We start from the raw sequence: 227 nt of genomic DNA on the forward strand, positions 1-227 counted from the left end.
GGGGTACGATTCCATATAATCTGAAGCTTAGAGGCTTTTCCTGGAAGTATGGCATCAACAACTTCATCACCTTAGTGACTCGTCTCGTGTCTCAGTCTTAATAGCAACCCGGATTTACCTAAGTCGCCAACCTACTCACTTTCACATGGACTACCAACGCCATGCTTGTTTAGCCTGCTCCGTCCCCCCATCGCAATTATATCGAGTACAGAAATATTAATCTGTTT

General features: G+C 44.5%; 1 rRNA gene. It reads right to left on the reverse strand.

What is annotated here, in order from left to right:
* Positions 1 to 2: 2 nt before the first annotated feature.
* A 23S ribosomal RNA gene (locus H5160_RS20690) occupies positions 3 to 227 on the reverse strand; the annotation flags it as partial.

Origin of the sequence: Pseudoalteromonas sp. SG43-4, from assembly GCF_014164325.1 — a bacterium.
GTDB lineage: Bacteria > Pseudomonadota > Gammaproteobacteria > Enterobacterales > Alteromonadaceae > Pseudoalteromonas > Pseudoalteromonas distincta.